Genomic DNA, 16775 nt, shown 5'->3' with positions numbered 1-16775 from the left:
TAAGCGGCGCAGACCGCACACCATGAGGGAACTCACGATGAAGCATTTGAAGATTAAGTTTGCCTCTGGCGCTGCTTTTGCTGCGCTTTTGTCAGCCACCCCCGCCTTTGCGCAGGACACCGGCGCTCAGGAAAGCGCAGAAGACGCACCTGAAGGTAATGCGATTATCGTTACCGCGCGCCGCCAGTCTGAAACGCTGGCTGAAGTGCCAACCGCGATCACCGTTTTCACGGCGGAAACGCTTGAGAAGACCGGGATTGAGCGCGCTGACGAATTCGTCCAGCTCACACCGGGTGTGACCATCGTGACCGGCACTGCCGAGGCAGGCGATACGCAGATCAACATCCGCGGCATCAACGGTGCACGCGATGCGGAAAGCTCTGTCGCGCTGGTTGTCGACGGTATCCTCAAGACCAACACGGCTCAGCTGAACCAGGATCAGGGTACGCTGCGCCAGATCGAAATCCTCAAAGGTCCGCAAGGCGCGCTCTATGGCCGTAACGCTGCGGCCGGTGCGATTGTCATCCAGACGTTGAAGCCATCGGGTTTCTTTGAAGGCGGCGCACGCGTCAGTGCAGCTGAAGACAACACTTATTCTGCCAGCGCTTACATCTCCACTCCGGTGGGTGAAGGGGCCGGACTGGTACTGTCAGGCAGCTACTTCACGACCGACGGCTTCTTCCGCAACGACTTCCTCGATTCCAAGACGATTGACGATCAGGAAGTTTGGTCGATCGACGGCCGCTTTGTAGCAGACTTAGGTCCTGCAACAGAGATCGATGTGAAGGCTCGCTATGCAGAGCTCTCCGGCGCTTCGATCAACTTCAACGCGGCATTCGCGCTGGAGAATTTCGGCGGCGACTTCTTCAAGGACGTGAATGATGCGGAGTTCGGATATTATTCCAATATCCGCCCGACCAACGAGCAGCAGACTTTCGAAGCCTCTGCCAAGATCGAGCATGAATTTGATGCAGTCACCCTGACTGCATGGGCGCTTTACAGCGATGTTCAGCAGGCTCTGACAGCAGACGGCACTTCGGCAGATTTCGCGCGCTTCACATTCCCGGGCGCGACACAGGACTCAATCGACGCGTCGAATTCCTGCTTCGCAACGACGGCTGACTTGACGGGCTTCCCGCTCAATCCGCCGGCTTTCATCGGTGCAACACCGGTACCCTTCATCTTTGATCCGGTGAATGGTTCGACTTTCGGACCTTACAGCCCAACGACCTGTGACGGAACGCAGTACCAGATCCGCGAGCAGAGCGATTTCAGCACGGAAATCCGTCTTGCATCAAACGGTGATGGCTATGTCGACTGGCAGGTTGGCGCATACTACCTGCATATCGACCGTCAGGTCGGTGTGAGCCTGGGTGCTGACCTTGGCTTCGGCATTACAGAGGAGCTGTTCAATCCGGCAGGTTCTACCAACCCGACCACACAGCTCTACAATGATGACTTCTCGACGGATGTCTACGCAGTGTTCGGCTCGCTCGACTTTGAAGTCAGCGACCGCTTCGAGATTGGCCTTGCTGCACGCTACGACATTGAAGACCGTTCCGTTGACAGTCTCGTCCCGGCGGCCTTCGATCCGTTCACAGGCGGACCGATTAACCCGGGCCAAGTCGTCGATATGGGCGTGATCCAGGCGATCCCGTCGCAGTCAGAGACCTTCAAGCAGCTGCAGCCGAAGATCTCGCTGCGCTACCAGCTGAGCGACGACATCAACTTCTACGCCAACTGGGGCATCGGCTTTAAGTCCGGCGGCTTCAACAATCAGGGCTCTGCCGCGATTGTCCAGTCGGCCTTCAACGATTTCATCGGCACGGATATCCTGATCGAAGACCAATTCCGCAAAGAGAAGTCGAGCGCATTTGAAGCTGGCTTCAAAGGCGAATTGCTCGATGGCCGCGTAACTTTTGACCTCGCTGGTTATCATACGACTATCGACGACATGCAGTTCTTCGAGTTCTTCGTGGGCGCCTTTGGCCTGCTGCGCGTGGTCTCGAACATCGACGAAGTTGAAGTCTACGGTGCAGAGCTTAACCTGACCGCAGAAATCCTGCCGGGCTGGGACATCTTTGGCGCGGTCAACGTGACGGAGAGCGAGATCAAGGAAAACGCTTCGCGTCCGGTAACCGTCGGCAACGAGTCGCCATACACCGCGGACTACACGATCAACTTGGGCACGCAGCTTGATCTGCCGATCACGGACACGCTCGATTTCGTGACTCGCGCAGACTATCGCATCACGGGCCCGACCTGGTTCCACACCTTCCAGGAAAACACGACGCCAACGCTGTTCAGCGGCTTGCTGCCGGGCTCTGCTCTGATGGCACCGCCTGAGCTGGGGGATGCCAATTATGCTCTCACACAGCGCGATACTTTTGGTGTTATGAACCTGCGTATCGGTGTCGAGACAGAGACCTGGTCGCTGACCGCTTTTGCCGAGAACCTCTTCAATGAGAAATATCTCAACGAAGTGATCCCGGCTATCGAGTTTGGTGGTTCGTTCATTTCGCCCGGTGCGCGTCAGCGCTTCGGTGTAGAAGCGGGCTTCAAGTTCTAAAGCCGAGCTGCACAAAGGAGCTCTTCGGGTGAGTGAAGAAGGCGCAGACGCAACACAAAACTATAGCGGCGTCTTCGAAGGGAGAGTCGGCTTCGGGAAGAAGCCGGCCCTCATTCTGATCGACTTTGTCGAAGCCTATTTCGACAAGGATTGCGAACTCTATGCCGGCGTCGAGGACGCCCTTGCCGCCGGCATTGAAATGGTCGAAGCCGCGCGCAAAGCGGGCATTCTCATCATCTACACCAATGTAAGCTTCCATCCATCGATGAAGGATGGCGGGCGCTTTGCGCAAAAGGTCGCGCCATTGCGAAATTTCGTCGCAGGCCATCCGATGGGCGCTTGGCCCAAAGGGCTGGCCCCGCGCGAGGATGAGCTGGTGATCTCCAAGCAATATGCGAGCGCGTTTTTCGGCACGTCGCTCGCCTCAACGCTCACGGCCAATGGCAATGACAGCCTGATCATCACCGGGCTTTCAACCAGCGGCTGCGTGCGCGCGACCTGCGTGGATGCATGCCAGCATGGATTTATTCCGATTGTGGCGAAAGAAGCTGTCGGTGACCGTCACGAAGCGGTGCACGAGGCCAATCTGTTCGACATGAACGCGAAGTACGGCGATGTTGTCCCCGTGGCTGAGATCCACGAGCATCTGGCCTCGCTAGCGTAAGCTCTGCGGCCTACTCCGCTTTCAGCAAGCGCCCGGCGACAGCATCAAGCTTGGCTAGCAGTTTCGGATCATGCTGATCCGGCGCAGTGATGATCGCATCATCCAGCGCTGTATCAATCGGAGAGGCTGCGCGTTTCTTGGGCAGCTTCTTCAGGAAGTTCGTCACCACATCGCGCGCGAGTTTTGAATTGGACTGCATCTGCTCGACGACCTGGGTGACGTCGACAGCATCGCCTTCGCGCCAGCAATCATAGTCAGTCACCATGCCGACAAGCGCGTAAGGCAGCTCCGCTTCGCGTGCGAGCCGCGCTTCGGGCAGAGCGGTCATTCCAATTACATCCGCGCCCCATTGGCGATACATCCGGCTTTCCGCACGCGTTGAGAATTGCGGACCTTCCATGGCAAGGTAAGTCGCACCGGTCGCCATTTTCCCTTTGGCAGCAGCAATCGCATCCGTCAGTTTCTTCGAGAGGCGCTCGCAAACAGGATCGGCCATGGAGACATGCGCGACAAAACCTTTGCCGTAAAAGCTGTCCACGCGCTCTTTGGTGCGATCAATGAATTGCTCGACGACGGCAAAGCGGCCCGGCTCGATTTCCTCGCGCAACGAGCCGACTGCTGAAATGGCAATGATGTCTGTGCACCCTGCCCGCTTGAGCGCGTCGATATTCGCACGTGCATTGACTTCCGTAGGGGGGATGGGATGTCCGCGCCCATGACGCGGCAGGAAACGGACCCGCACATCGCCCACGCGGCCGCACAATATCTCGTCGGAAGGCTTGCCCCAAGGCGTGTCGATAGCGATCCATTGCTCGTCTTCGAGCCCCTCCAGCGCGTAGAGGCCCGATCCGCCGATAATCCCGATTGTCCACGGGCTGGTCATGCATTGCGCCCCTAAAGAGAGTTGAGTGGCAGCTCTGATCAGAGCTTTCGTCGCGTTTAAAGCGATTTGCCTGCACTTGGCAAAGATTTGGTTAGTTTTTGCCTAACCTTGCACTTTGCCTTGCGGAAATGAGTTTCTCTGCTCAAGAAAGGTTTCTGGGCGAAATGCATTTGCCAAGGCGGCGCGCAATCTCCATCTTGTCAGCAATCCGCAATTCAAGCGAATCGACACGAGAGAGAGGCTCCCATGGCTACCCAATATAAGAACCTGATTAATGGCGAGATGGTCACGACCGGCGAGTGGCTGGATGTCGTCAATCCTGCAACAGAGGAAGTCATCGGCCAGGTTCCAGCATGCACTGGCGATGATCTGGATCGTGCTGTTGCGGCCGCACGCGAAGCGTTCAAGAGCTGGAAGAAAACCTCGCACGAAGAACGCCAAGCCGTATGCATGGCGATCTCGGCAGCCATCAAGGACAACGCTGATGAACTGTTCCGCTTGCTGACGAGCGAACAGGGCAAGCCGCATGAGCAAGCTCAAGGCGAGATTTTCGGTGCAGCGGGCATGGCCAAGGCGCAATCCACGCTGAAGCTCGAAGACGTCATCAACGAGGACAGCGAGCAGCGCAACAGCCGCACGCGCCGTGTGCCGGTGGGCGTTGTCGGCGGCATCGTGCCGTGGAACTTCCCGGTCATGATGGCGATCCAGAAGATCGTGCCAGCGCTGATGAGCGGCTGCACGATTGTCTTGAAGCCGTCGCCTTTCACGCCGCTGACGACGCTGCGCATCGCAGAGCTGATCGCAGACAAGGTTCCGGCTGGCACGGTCAACATCATTACCGGCGAAGACAGCCTCGGGCCGCTCATCACCGGTCATCCGGATATCGACAAGATCACGTTCACCGGCTCCACCGCGACCGGCAAGAAAATCATGGAAGGTGCCGCAGGCGACCTTAAACGCATCACGCTGGAGTTGGGCGGCAATGATGCTTCCATCGTCCTGCCCGATGCCGATCCGAAGAAAGTTGCGGAGCAACTGTTCTGGTCAAGCTTTGCCAATGCAGGCCAGGTCTGCGTCGCTGCCAAGCGTGTCTACATTCACGAAGACATTTATGACGAGCTGTCAGAAGCGATCGTGGAATATGCAAAGAATGTGAAAGTCGGCGACGGCTCGCAGCAAGGCACAGCGATTGGTCCGATCCAGAACAAGAAGCAGTATGACCGCGTGCTTGAGCTGATCGAAGACGCGAAGGACAATGGCTACAAGTTCCTGCTGGGCGGCGATGCCGATCCGTCAGGCACGGGCTATTACGTGCCGGTCACGATCATGGACAACCCGCCAGAAGACGCGCGGATTGTTGCCGAAGAACAGTTCGGACCCGTCATGCCGCTGCTCAAATTCTCAACCGAGGATGAGGTGATCCAGCGTGCCAACGATTCCGAATATGGTCTCGCAGGCGCTGTCTGGACAAGCGACACGGACAAGGGCGTCGAGATTGCAGAGCAACTTGAGACAGGCACGGTCTGGATCAACGAATATATGCACCTGTCGCCCTTCGCACCGTTTGGCGGGCACAAGCAGTCAGGCTTTGGCGCGGAATATGGCCTGGATGGCCTCAAGGAATTTACCTATCCGCAGGTCATCACGGTCAAGAAAGACAGCGTGCTCGCTTAACGCGAAATCGCAGTTTCAGAAAAAACCGCTCGGGTGCAAATCCGGGCGGTTTTTTATGTTTGTTGAACGCCGCGCCACCCGCTCCCTCCGCCCTTCCACCCGGAGCCTACCGGGACACAATCCGGGTGGAAGGGCGGAGGGAGCGGGTGGCTTGGTAACTATTGGGCGCTCTCTAGTGTCTCAAAGTCCAACCCGACAGCCCAGCGCTTCTGAAAACCGCGCCAATGGTCGGGCTCGCCATCGCCTGCGAGCTTGCCGTTCAATTGCTCACCAAACTGCGTTTCCCATCGGCTGTCATTCGCATTGCTGACAGGCACTGCGAGATAGCTCGCGCGGGTTTCATCGCCCTTCAGATGGAGGTCGAGAAAGGCAGTCACAAAGTGCTGGTTGATCGAATTGATGCGGTCCTGCCGCCAGACGGGCTCCATCAGGAACTCGGCGACGCGGAACGGCGCATCCTCTTCGATGGTGAAGGCATTGCCGACAATGTTGTGGCGCGCTTCGCGGAAGGTGAGGAGATGGCGCGAAGTTCCAACGAGCTGCTCGAATATCCAGCGCACGCCATCGGCATGATTGGAAACATCGTCTTCGCTGCCTGACACAATCAGTGCTGGGACGGAAAGCTGCGCCAGCGTGTCGGCGCTCCAGACGCGGTTGTCTGGCTGACCGCCCCACGGCGCAAAAGCAATGACCGCATCCACATCGGCAGGCTGAGCTGAAGCTTCGCGCAATACGTCCAACGCTTCGCCTGGCACTGTACCGAAAGTGTCGCTCTCATAATTGTAATCCGCGCCAGCCGTCGCAAGCGCGCCATAGCCACCCATGGAATAGCCAAGAAGAGCGACGCTTTCCGGATCGATGAGCTGTATCGCGCCGTCTTCACCTGCACTCGCTTCGCCAAGCAAGGCCTCCAGCACGTCACGCTGATCGAGCGAACGATCCACCAGTACCTTGCTGAAAGAATAGAGAAAATCGCTCACCCCTTCGAGCGGCATGTCGGCATGTTCGATCGACGCGACGACATAGCCATGCGACGCAATATGCTCGCCAAGATTGCTGAACTGCGTATGCCAACCGTTGAAGCCGTGGCTCATGATGACGAGCGGATAGGCTTTTTCGCCACCCGAGGCCGATGCGCCTTCGACCGCACGTCCTTCAAAGCTCAGAGAGTATGGCTCCATCGCTGGCGGAGACATAGTGTGCTCGTACGTTACATTTTCTGAGTCCGCACTCGCGTCGGCTGGATACCAAAGCCGCACCGCAAGCGTGCGGTCTGCTCGCTCGACGCCGCCCGTTGCCATGCCGAGCTTGCTGAAGGTGATGCGGTCTTCGAAAGTAAACTCGCGCAGCTCTGTTCCCACGGCATATTCGCCTGAACGGCCCAGTTCAGGCGCTTCGCCCGATGCGCCTTCGTGCACAGTCGGCGCCGCGACATAGGCCGCAGTCGCAGCACCAACGCCGAGCAAGGCGACTACGGTAAGAGCGATGTATCTTTTCTTCATGGCAGCGGTGTCTCGCAAGGATTGATGGGTTGCCGCATACGCAGCAGACGTGCACTCATTGCAGGCAAAGAGGCAAAAGGGGAAGAGATGAGCGTGAGCGCGGATGAATTGACGCCGGGTTTGACGCGCGCGGTTGGCCGCGCGGGGCTGAGCGCGCCTTCGGGGCTCACACGCCTTACCGGCGGCGCGACGATGGAAAGCTGGCGGTTCTCAGCCAATGGTGAAGACTTCGTCCTGCGCCGCGCGCCTTCAGCGGGCATGATGGCAGAGCGTCCGTTCGGTCACGATGTCGAGGCAGCGATTATACGGGCCGCGCATGCGGCTGAGGTAAGCGCGCCTGAAGTCATCACAGTGCTCGAGCCTGAGGACGGGATTGGCAGCGGCTTCATCATGCGCGCTTTGCCCGGCACGCCTGACCCGAAGCAAATCCTTGCAATGGACAATCCGGAGCAATTGCTTCGCGAAGCAGCGCGAGACTTGGCGAAGATCCATGCGCTTTCGCCGGATGGGTTGCCCGCACAAATTCCGACGCTCGATATTCGCGAAGGCATCGCCGATTTTCGCGCGCAATTCGAAGCGGCAGGCGGCGACCGTCCGATCATCGCGCTCGGCATCAAATGGCTGGAAGACAATTGCCTTGAGCCAGGAGATACCGTCCTCAATCACGGCGACTATCGCCTGGGCAATCTGCTGGCCGAAGACTCGCGGCTTACCGGCGTGCTCGATTGGGAGCTCGCGCATTTCAGCGATTTTCACGAGGATCTGGCTTTCGGCTGCATGGCGGTGTGGCGCTTTGCGCGGTACGATCGGCCTGCATTGGGATCGGGCTCATTGGAGGACTATTTCGCGGCCTACGAAGCTGAAAGCGGACGCACAGTGGACCCGGCTCGCTTTCGCTTCTGGACCATCTATCGCACGGTGTGGTGGGCGCTGGGATGCTTGAAGCAAGCGCAGGTGTGGCGCGAAGGTCAGGACCGCATGCTGGAGCGCGTGGTTATCTCGCGCCGCACCAGCGAGCAAGAGCTGGACCTGCTTATGCTTCTGGAAGAGGATGCGCCGGAGGAGGAGAAAGTGCGATCGGTAGAAGTCCCTCGACCGTTCATTGCGCATGGTGAGGCTAATGCTGGCGAGATGGCGACCGCAATCTCGGAATGGCTAGCTACAGTGAAGGACAGGATGCAAGGACACGACCTTTTTCAGATTGCGGTGGCGCGAAATGCGCTCGGGATAATTGCGCGCGACTATGCTTTCATGCCCCGACATGAGGACCTCGCGTTGAGCGATCGGATCATCAATGGTGAAGTAACGCTGGCAACGGGAGGTTTGCTGTCAGAGCTTCGGACACGGGCGCTTGAGAAGCTGGAAGTAGACATTCCGCGTTACCCCGCACTTGAAGTCGCTCAACAAAATTGGCTTGGAGAGTAAGAGATGGACTTCGCCATACCCGCCGACCTCGCCGCCTATCTCGACGAGCTCGATGCCTTCATCGAGACAGAGATCAAACCGCTCGAGAACGCAAACGACAATATCCGTTTCTTTGACCATCGCCGCGAGGATTCGCGTACCGATTGGCACCGCGATGGCTTGCCCAGTCACGAGTGGGAGGAATTGCTGAAGGAAGCCACGCGCCGCGCAGATGCAGCAGGCCATTGGCGGTTCTCCGCGCCCAAACGATATGGCGGCAAGGACGGCTCCAACCTCTGGATGGCGGTGATCCGCGATCACTTCGCGCAGAAGGGTCTGGGTCTCCACAACGATCTGCAGAACGAGCATTCCATCGTCGGCAATTTCCCCTTTGTCGCGATGTTCGATCAATGGGGCACGGAAGAACAGAAGCAGGAATTCATTCTTGGCGGGTTCAATCGAGAACGCCGTGTCGCCTTTGGCCTGACTGAACCTGAGCACGGCTCAGACGCGACGCATATGGAAACGCGTGCGGTGCGAGAGGCTCGCGATGGTCAGGATGGCTGGCTGATCAACGGCTCCAAGATGTGGATCACCGGCATGCATGTCGCGACCCATGTCGCTTTGTTCGCGCGCACCGATGGCGTGGACGGCGATGCAAAAGGGATCACATGCTTCCTCGTCCCGAACCCGTCACCGGGGCTGGAAATCGACGAGTATGTTTGGACCTTCAACATGCCGACCGATCATGCGCGATTCTTCGTGAAGAATGTGTGGGTGCCGGATAGCGCTATCCTTGGCCGCGAGGGTCGCGGCCTCGCTTTGGCGCAAAGCTTCGTACACCAAAACCGCATCCGGCAGGCTGCCTCATCCCTGGGCGCGGCCACCTTCTGCGTTGAGCAAAGCGTGCGTTACGCGCGGGAGCGCAAACCCTTCGGACAGGAACTCGCCCGCAATCAGGCAATCCAGTTCCCGCTGGTCGAGCTCGCGACCCAATGCGAGATGCTGCGCCTGCTGATCTACAAAACGGCCTGGCAGATGGACCACATGGAACATGCGGAGGTTGAAAAGCAGCTCTCCGACAAGGTTTCCATGTGCAATTACTGGGCGAACCGGCTGGTGTGTGAAGCCGCTGACCGCGCAATGCAAGTGCATGGCGGGATTGGCTATTCGCGCGAAAAGCCGTTCGAGCATATCTACCGCCACCACCGCCGCTATCGTATCACCGAAGGCGCAGAAGAGATCCAGATGCGCAAGGTTGCAGCCTATCTGTTCGGCTATCTCGGCCCGAGGAAAGAGAAGTTTGGCTAAGCTCTCAGCTCACGATCCGGATGTCTTCGCCTTCGTGAGCGGATTTGCTGGAGAGCAAGTAAAGCACCATTCCGATGGCCAAAAGACCAAAGGTCGAAAGGAGCGATTCCAGACTAGCTTGAGCGGTGAGCCAGAGCATCATGATTACCCCAACCGGAATGATAAATGCCCAGCGCCATCCCATCCGATCAGCAATGCCGCCATCATTGCGCCGCCATATCAAAACCAGAGCCGCGGTAATGACGAGCAGGATGATCTGCTCAACGGCCACTGTCAGCATCGCCAGAAATACGAATGTGCCAGAGAGCGCGAGCCCGGCAACAATCCCGCAATACACAAGGATTGCGACCCAAGGCGTTTCAAAGCGTCTTGAGACATAGGCGAAGGGGCGGGGCAGCAATCCTCTGCATCCCATGCCGTAGAAGATGCGCGGATAGATAAGGAAACCGTTGAGCAGATTGGTCCCTACCGAGAAGATAGCCGTGACGCTGATAATGAGAATTCCCAGCTCTCCAAAGACAGCTGCACCTGCCGCTGCCAGTGGGCTGTCGACTTCTGCTGTGTCTGGTTGGATCGCGATATAGCTCAGCATAACAAGCGCATAGAACACGGCGACCACCGCCAGACCTGTGAAGATCGAGCGAAAGATGATCCGTTGCGGCTCTTTCGTTTCGCCTGCTGTGATCGCCGCCGTACCGGCTCCTGAAAAGGCATAGGCGATCAACAGTGCGACCGCCTCAAACTCTGAGAATTCTGGCAAGGAAACGCTTGTCGGAATACCGTTCATCGTTAGCCCAACGGCGCAAAGGATCAGGATTGGTGAAAGCTTGAGAACTGAACCGATCCAGAGTGCTCCGATGGACTGCTTCATTCCAACCAGTGCAATAGCCAAGTAAAACAAGACCAGCGTGACCAGCAGGACAGGCTTGGCAACCGGACCTCCAAAGAATGGAAAGATAGCAGCGAGATATGCGGCCAGAACGTGCAGATTGGCGGCTCTGGAACTCATATTGGCACACATGTGGAACCAGCCCAGCTGGAATCCGGTCCAATTGCCGAAGGCATGCTGAGCGTAGAGTTGTGGTCCTCCAGATTGATCAAAGAGTGTGGAGAGCTTGGCCGGAATCGCGATGAGGCAAGCGTAGAATAGCGCGAATATCAGTATGGAATACGGAGCGAAGCTTCCCGCCCCTGCATAGAGCAAGGCCGGCAATGCGAAGATTCCGGCGCCAACCGCTCCATTCAAGTTGATCAGAATTGCGCCAGTCAATCCGATCACGCGCGGCGGCTTGCCAGTCTCGTCCAACCCCTTGCCCCTTTTACGCCTACAAGCGAAGGTGGACTAATCGGCGATCAAGTCAATGTAGTCAGACAAGATTGTCGCATTGCTACAAGCGTCTGAAAGCGACCTGCCAGGTTCAAATAAAACTCGCTATCCGATCCAGCGGCTTCTTCTTCAGAGCGTGAGTCGGCACGGTCGCATCCTCTGCCGGATAGCCGACCACCAGAAGCAAGTATGGCTTCTCGTTCTTCGGGCGGCCGCAAAGATCGTTGAGAAAACTCATCGGCTTGGGCGTGTGCGTGAGCATCGCAAGCCCGGCATGGTGGAGCGATGCGATCAGGAAGCCCATCGCGATCCCGACGCTTTCAGGTACGTAATAGTTCTGTGTCTCGCCGTCATCATCCATTCCACCCTTGCGCTGACCAAACACGGCGATGATCCATGGTGCGGTTTCGAGATAGGGCTTGTCCGCGTCAGTCCCGAGATCTGACAGCGCATCAAGCCATTCATCGCTCGCACGGCCTTCGTAGAAAGCGCGCTCTTCCTTCTCGGCCATTTCGCGCAAGGTTTTCTTCTTCTCCGCGCTGCCAATCGCGCTGAAGAACCACGGCTGATGGTTCGCGCCATTGGGTGCACGGCCAGCGGCCAAGATTGCGGCTTCAATAACCTCGCGCGCAACGGGCTTGTCAGAGAACTGCCGGATCGAATGGCGGGTCTTCATACGCTCCAGAAAGGCTCGCGCTTCAGCCAGCATTTGCTCGGGCGGAAGCTCTTCAAAATCGGAGAGCGGTACGGAATCGTGATCCTGCATATTGAGAGCAAACCCCGCATGAGTGGGATCGCAAGAGACTGTTTGGTGCGGTCGAGAAGACTCGAACTTCCACGGGCGTTAGCCCACAACGACCTCAACGTTGCGCGTCTACCAGTTCCGCCACGACCGCACACAGTCTGTACTAAGCCTGCTGGTAAATCAGGCTTGGTTGCGAACAGGTGCGGCCCACTAGCAAGGGGGATGGCGCTCCGCAAGCACTTTGCACCGCGCGTGGACGATCCTTGTTCGCGTAACAGGCTTTGAGAGATGTTTCTGAAGTGAAACGCGCCGAAAAAGCGGGTTCAGCTGGGCTTCCAGCCAAATTCAGCAAATTTCGATGTCTCTGGCACGTCAGCAGCTGCTTCGCGGATAGCAACCGATTCGCCTGGGGCCAGTTCAGGCTGAGGGGGCACGATTTCCCAAGTGTAAACCACCACATCATTCGCATCGAGCAGGTTCACGCGGATCGGCGGAATATCGACGGTCTCGCGGCCGATATTGGTCACTGTGCCGCTCGCCTCGAAATAGGTACCGCCTCCAGGAAGAGCGCGAAGATCCTGTTCAGACGGCGGGAATTCCAGCAGTAAATCAGGCTGCTCCAGCGCGAACTCAGGCTGCTTGAAAGGCAGCCAGTCCGGCAGACCGCCCCACCAATTCACCGCTGCTATCGTACCGAAAGCGAGTACAGCAAAGATGACCCCAGCCCATGTCCAGAGCTTGAGCGGATTGCGGCTCGGCTTGAACGGCGCTTCGTAATCGAACGCGCTGTCCTCATCGGTCGCAGCGTTCTCGTCAAAATCCGGCGGTCCATGAATGGGATCGTGGATGTATTCTTTGACAGGTGCCGGCTCTTCCGACGCCTCGCTGGCAGCCTCGTCTTCGGGCTGAGCGAGATCGGCTTGAGGGGTGTCCTCTGCCAGCGCATCAATCGTGTCTTCGCGGGCAGTCGTGCTTTCTGGCTCAGGCTCAGGTTCCGGCTCAGCAGCGGACGGTGTTGGCGCATCGACCGACCCCGTAACTGACGCGACAGAGGTTACGCCCGCCGCAGCACGTGCTTCATCTATCGAGCGCCAGTGGCTTACAGCCGGCTGCGCGAACTGAGTTGGCTTATCAGAATTCTCTGGCTCTGGCTCTGGCTCTGGCTCTGGCTCTGGCTCAGGCTCTGGCTCTGGCTCTGGCTCTGGCTCTGGCTCTGGCTCAGGCTCTGGCTCTGGCTCTGGCTCTGGCTCTGGCTCAGGCTCAGGCTCAGGCTCAGGCTCAGGCTCAGGCTCAGGCTCTGCAGGAGTTTCCGAAATCTCAGCTTCTGCAACCGTTTCTTCCGGCTCCTGCGGCTTTTCCTGAGGCTCAGCTTCAGACACAGGCTCGGGCTCTGGCTCGGGCGCCGTAGGAGGAGGTGGTGGTGGCGGTGGAGGCGTTTCTTCTACCGGAGCAGGCGCTGCAGTCGGCCCCTCCGACCGCTCCAGCTCGGGTCCGTCCTGGTACCAGCTATGCTTGCATTTCGCGCAGCGGACCGTGCGGCCATCGACGCCGATGGCTTCGTCAGGCACGACATAGCGCGTGCTACAGGCTGGACATGCGATGATCATCCCGGCCCTAGCCTTACGGCGCGCCCCAGCATGCAACAAGAGTATTAACCCCTTAGCCTCGCGCAAATGCGCGCTTTTTCCACAAAGGTGCGGCTCCGCTGCCTCACAATCCCCGGCACAATACAATGTGCGATGGTTAGTGTTTGCACCGCTCTGGCGCTCAGGATAGAGCCGCCTTCATGAGCGAGGGGCAGACAGAAATTGTCAGTTTTGACAATGTCGGCATGCGGTACGGCACCGGCCCTGAAGTGTTGCGCGACCTGTCTTTCACCTTGTTTTCAGGGCGGTTTTACTTTCTCACCGGGACGAGTGGCGCGGGTAAAACCAGCCTGTTGCGGATGCTGTATTTGGCGCAGCGCCCCTCGCGCGGTGCAATCCGTATGTTCAGCAAAGACTTGATCACGCTACCGCGTGGCGAATTGCCAGCATTCCGGCGCCGGATTGGCGTGGTATTTCAGGACTTTCGACTGGTCGAACATCTCTCCGCCTTCGACAACGTCGCGCTTCCCTTGCGCGTTGCCGGGGTTAAGGAGAGCGACATTATCAAACCGGTATCCGACATGCTGGAATGGGTCGGACTGGCCCACCGCTCGGACGCTCCGCCTCCCTCGCTTTCCGGTGGTGAGCAGCAGCGGGTGGCGATCGCGCGCGCGGTTATCGCACGGCCCAAAATACTCGTGGCGGACGAGCCAACCGGTAACGTTGACCCGGACATGGCGGTCAAGCTGCTGCGATTGTTTGAAGCATTGAACCGTCTGGGAACAACAGTGGTGGTGGCAACGCACGATATTCAATTGCTGAAGAAAGTGCCGAGCTCGCTCATCATGCGACTCGATGAAGGAAAACTGTTCGACCCGACAGGCGTACTGCGCTATCCGCCGCCGCCGCAAGGCTCGTCTGGCGCCAAAGAAACATCGACGGAGCCCGGCCCATGAAGCTGCCTCCCTTGAAAGGCCGCCAGAAACTGAAGCGCGGTGAAGCCGGGATTGGTCGCCAGCGTGCGGCGCAGATTGTTCCCCGCGCGAAGCTGGCTGGCCCAGTGCCATGGGTGCTTGCAATCATGATTGCGCTGATCGTCGTGGCTTGTGCCGGAGCTTTGTCTCTGGGCAACCTGGCTGACAGAGCGAATGCTGAACTGTCAGGCGCATTGACCGTGCAAGTCATCGAAGCGAGCGCGAGCGAGCGTCGGGCCCAGACAGAACGTGCCGCAGAATTGCTCGGCCAAGATACAGCGGTCGAGGAGCTGCGGGTTGTGCCTGAAGAGGAGCTCGATGCCCTGCTGGAGCCTTGGCTTGGCACTGGCGATGCGGGCGATGCTGTGCCCATCCCTGCGCTGATCGACGTGCAATTGACAGGGCCTGCAAGCGACGAAGAAATCGCGAGGCTGCAGACACTTATCGCCGATGCTGCGCCTGCGGCCCGGATCGATGCGCAGTCAAGCTGGCTGCAACCCGTTTATTCCGCGCTTTCAGCGCTCCAATATCTGGCCTTCGCCTTGATCATCCTGCTGGCGTTGACAGCAACCGCCGCCGTGTGGCTCGCAACGCGCAGCGCGTTGGAGAACAACCGTGATACGGTTGAGATCGTGCACTTGCTAGGTGGAACAGACAGCCAGATTGCGCGCATTTTTCAGCGCTCTGTCGGCATCGATGCGAGCATTGGTGGCGCAGCCGGGCTGGGTCTTGGGCTGATCGCAGTGATCATCCTTGCCAGCCAGTTTTCCGCGCTCGATTCCGGCATGATCGGGGGCGGCGTTCTGGGCTGGCTCGACTGGCTGGCGATTGCTTTGATCCCGGTCGCAGGCGTCGGTGTGGCAGTGCTCACCGCACGGCTCACAATTGGCAATGCCCTGAGGCAGATGCTGTGATCATTCGGCTCCTCTCGCTTCTCTTTCTAGGCTGGATCTTCGGCTTTATCTGGTTTGTCTTCGCTTTGCCCGCACCCGCTGCAGACGAGCAAACCGATGCGGTGATTGTCCCCACCGGTTCTGCCGGGCGGATCCCTCACGGGCTTGAGGTCCTGGAGGACGGATATGCAGAGCAAATGCTTGTCAGCGGTGTTGATCCCGAAGTGAAGCCTGCTGAATTTGCTGCACAATTTGATGTTTCGTCCTCGCGGATGGAGTGCTGCGTCACGCTAGGCTTCAACGCAGTAGACACGCGCAGCAATGCACAGGAAATCGCTGCCTGGGTCGGAGAGCGCGAGATCTCTTCGCTGCGGCTCGTCACGGCTGACTGGCATATGCGCCGCGCCGCTCATGAGCTTGAACTGGTGCTGCCAGATGATGTCGAGATAGTGCGAGATGCGGTGCAGACAGAGCCGAGATTAAGCGGGTTGATGCTCGAATATAACAAGCTGATTGCGAGCTGGATTTCCGGCTTGTTCGGGCTCTGATTGGCAGCGCTCATGTCAGTTCTGCGCAGCCTTGCTTTCTACTTCCTGTTCTACCTCTATAGTGCACTGCTGGTTGTCGCGGCTGTTATCGCAATGTCAATTAGCAAACGACACTTGCGCTGCGTGGTGCAGCATTGGAGCACTTGGCATCGCTGGTGTGTGACGAAGCTGCTCGGCATTTCCGTCACGATGGAGGGCCAACCGCAAGACGGCCCGGTGCTCTATGCCATGCGTCACGAAAGCTATTTCGAAGCGATCGATGCGCCGACCTTGTTTCGCTTGCCGAGCGTCTTTGCGAAACGCGAGCTATTCAATATCCCAGGCTGGGGCCGCGCGGCGCTCTTTTATGGGCTTGTTCCAGTCGCCCGCGAGGAAGGCGCAACTGCACTGCGCCGGATGATTGCTTCCGCCAAGGACAAAGTCGAAGACGGCAGGCCGCTCGTTATTTTCCCTGAAGGAACGCGCGTGAAGCATGGCAACTCGCCTAAGCTGCAAGCGGGGTTTGCTGGCCTTTACAAGATGCTGCGCTTGCCGGTCGTTCCGGTCGCAGTGAATAGCGGCCCGCTCTACCACAGGCTGTGGAAGCGCTCAGGCACGATTACATACAAGTTTGGCGAGCCGATCCCGCCAGGGCTTCCGCGAGACGAAGTCGAGGCCCGCGTTCACGAGGCGATCAATAGTTTGAATAGGTAGCT

At 58.3% G+C, this 16775-nt stretch carries 14 protein-coding genes and 1 tRNA gene; 9 read left to right on the top strand and 6 right to left on the bottom strand.

The window, feature by feature from the left end:
• Window positions 1–37 precede the first annotated feature (37 nt).
• A complete protein-coding gene (locus tag HUO12_RS11975) occupies window positions 38–2569 on the top strand; it encodes a TonB-dependent receptor (RefSeq protein WP_176273814.1) in 2532 nt (843 codons plus the stop codon).
• Window positions 2570–2597: 28 nt separating this feature from the next.
• On the top strand, window positions 2598–3233 hold the full coding sequence (locus HUO12_RS11970; protein ID WP_176273813.1) for an isochorismatase family protein: 636 nt from the start codon (window positions 2598–2600) through the stop codon (window positions 3231–3233).
• A 10-nt stretch (window positions 3234–3243) separates the two neighbouring features.
• On the opposite strand, the gene mtnP is transcribed toward HUO12_RS11970, so the two are convergent.
• Window positions 3244–4116, bottom strand: coding sequence for an S-methyl-5'-thioadenosine phosphorylase (gene mtnP / locus HUO12_RS11965; protein ID WP_176273812.1), 873 nt, complete (start codon window positions 4114–4116; stop codon window positions 3244–3246).
• Between the two features lie 246 nt (window positions 4117–4362).
• On the opposite strand from mtnP, the gene HUO12_RS11960 reads away from it, so the two are divergent.
• Window positions 4363–5790 carry an aldehyde dehydrogenase family protein gene (locus HUO12_RS11960; RefSeq protein ID WP_176273811.1) on the top strand — a complete coding sequence of 476 codons (1428 nt, stop codon included), beginning with the start codon at window positions 4363–4365 and terminating at the stop codon, window positions 5788–5790.
• A 158-nt stretch (window positions 5791–5948) separates the two neighbouring features.
• Here HUO12_RS11960 and HUO12_RS11955 read toward each other — a convergent pair whose 3' ends face one another.
• On the bottom strand, window positions 5949–7292 hold the full coding sequence (locus HUO12_RS11955; protein ID WP_176273810.1) for an alpha/beta hydrolase family protein: 1344 nt from the start codon (window positions 7290–7292) through the stop codon (window positions 5949–5951).
• 87 nt (window positions 7293–7379) lie between these two features.
• Here HUO12_RS11955 and HUO12_RS11950 point away from each other — a divergent pair, with 87 nt between their 5' ends.
• Both HUO12_RS11950 and HUO12_RS11945 read left to right on the top strand, forming a co-directional pair.
• Window positions 7380–8717, top strand: a complete 1338-nt coding sequence (locus HUO12_RS11950) for a phosphotransferase family protein (RefSeq protein WP_176273809.1) — start codon at window positions 7380–7382, stop codon at window positions 8715–8717.
• Window positions 8718–8720: 3 nt separating this feature from the next.
• Window positions 8721–10007 (top strand): acyl-CoA dehydrogenase family protein, encoded by a 1287-nt coding sequence (locus HUO12_RS11945; protein WP_176273808.1) that lies wholly within the window; start codon window positions 8721–8723, stop codon window positions 10005–10007.
• Between the two features lie 4 nt (window positions 10008–10011).
• Here HUO12_RS11945 and HUO12_RS11940 read toward each other — a convergent pair whose 3' ends face one another.
• The 4 genes from HUO12_RS11940 to HUO12_RS14705 form a co-directional block, all read right to left on the bottom strand.
• Window positions 10012–11313 carry an APC family permease gene (locus tag HUO12_RS11940; protein ID WP_176273807.1) on the bottom strand — a complete coding sequence of 434 codons (1302 nt, stop codon included), beginning with the start codon at window positions 11311–11313 and terminating at the stop codon, window positions 10012–10014.
• A 112-nt stretch (window positions 11314–11425) separates the two neighbouring features.
• Entirely contained in the window at window positions 11426–12100 is a 675-nt protein-coding gene (locus HUO12_RS11935) for a nitroreductase family protein (RefSeq protein ID WP_176273806.1), read from the bottom strand.
• Between the two features lie 43 nt (window positions 12101–12143).
• A tRNA-Leu gene (locus HUO12_RS11930) sits at window positions 12144–12230 on the bottom strand.
• A gap of 172 nt (window positions 12231–12402) precedes the next feature.
• A complete protein-coding gene (locus HUO12_RS14705; protein WP_217905194.1) occupies window positions 12403–13686 on the bottom strand; it encodes an MJ0042-type zinc finger domain-containing protein in 1284 nt (427 codons plus the stop codon).
• 179 nt (window positions 13687–13865) lie between these two features.
• Between HUO12_RS14705 and ftsE the strand changes: the two genes are divergently transcribed.
• Genes ftsE through HUO12_RS11900 form a run of 4 tightly spaced genes read left to right on the top strand, consistent with a single transcriptional unit; the run spans window position 13866 to window position 16773 of the window.
• A complete protein-coding gene (gene ftsE, locus HUO12_RS11915) occupies window positions 13866–14621 on the top strand; it encodes a cell division ATP-binding protein FtsE (RefSeq protein WP_176273805.1) in 756 nt (251 codons plus the stop codon).
• Window positions 14618–15553, top strand: coding sequence for a cell division protein FtsX (locus tag HUO12_RS11910; protein WP_176273804.1), 936 nt, complete (start codon window positions 14618–14620; stop codon window positions 15551–15553). The genes ftsE and HUO12_RS11910 overlap by 4 nt, the downstream gene beginning before the upstream one ends.
• Entirely contained in the window at window positions 15550–16080 is a 531-nt protein-coding gene (locus tag HUO12_RS11905) for a YdcF family protein (protein WP_176273803.1), read from the top strand. The genes HUO12_RS11910 and HUO12_RS11905 overlap by 4 nt, the downstream gene beginning before the upstream one ends.
• Before the next feature lie 12 nt (window positions 16081–16092).
• The gene (locus tag HUO12_RS11900) at window positions 16093–16773 is read left to right on the top strand and encodes a lysophospholipid acyltransferase family protein (protein ID WP_176274443.1); all 681 of its coding nucleotides are present in this window, start codon (window positions 16093–16095) and stop codon (window positions 16771–16773) included.
• Window positions 16774–16775 lie beyond the last annotated feature (2 nt).

It is taken from the genome of Altererythrobacter lutimaris (assembly GCF_013371495.1).
Classification (GTDB): Bacteria; Pseudomonadota; Alphaproteobacteria; order Sphingomonadales; family Sphingomonadaceae; genus Erythrobacter; species Erythrobacter lutimaris_A.
Note: the sequence above shows the minus strand (reverse complement) of the source record. Positions and strands in the feature narration are given on the sequence as shown.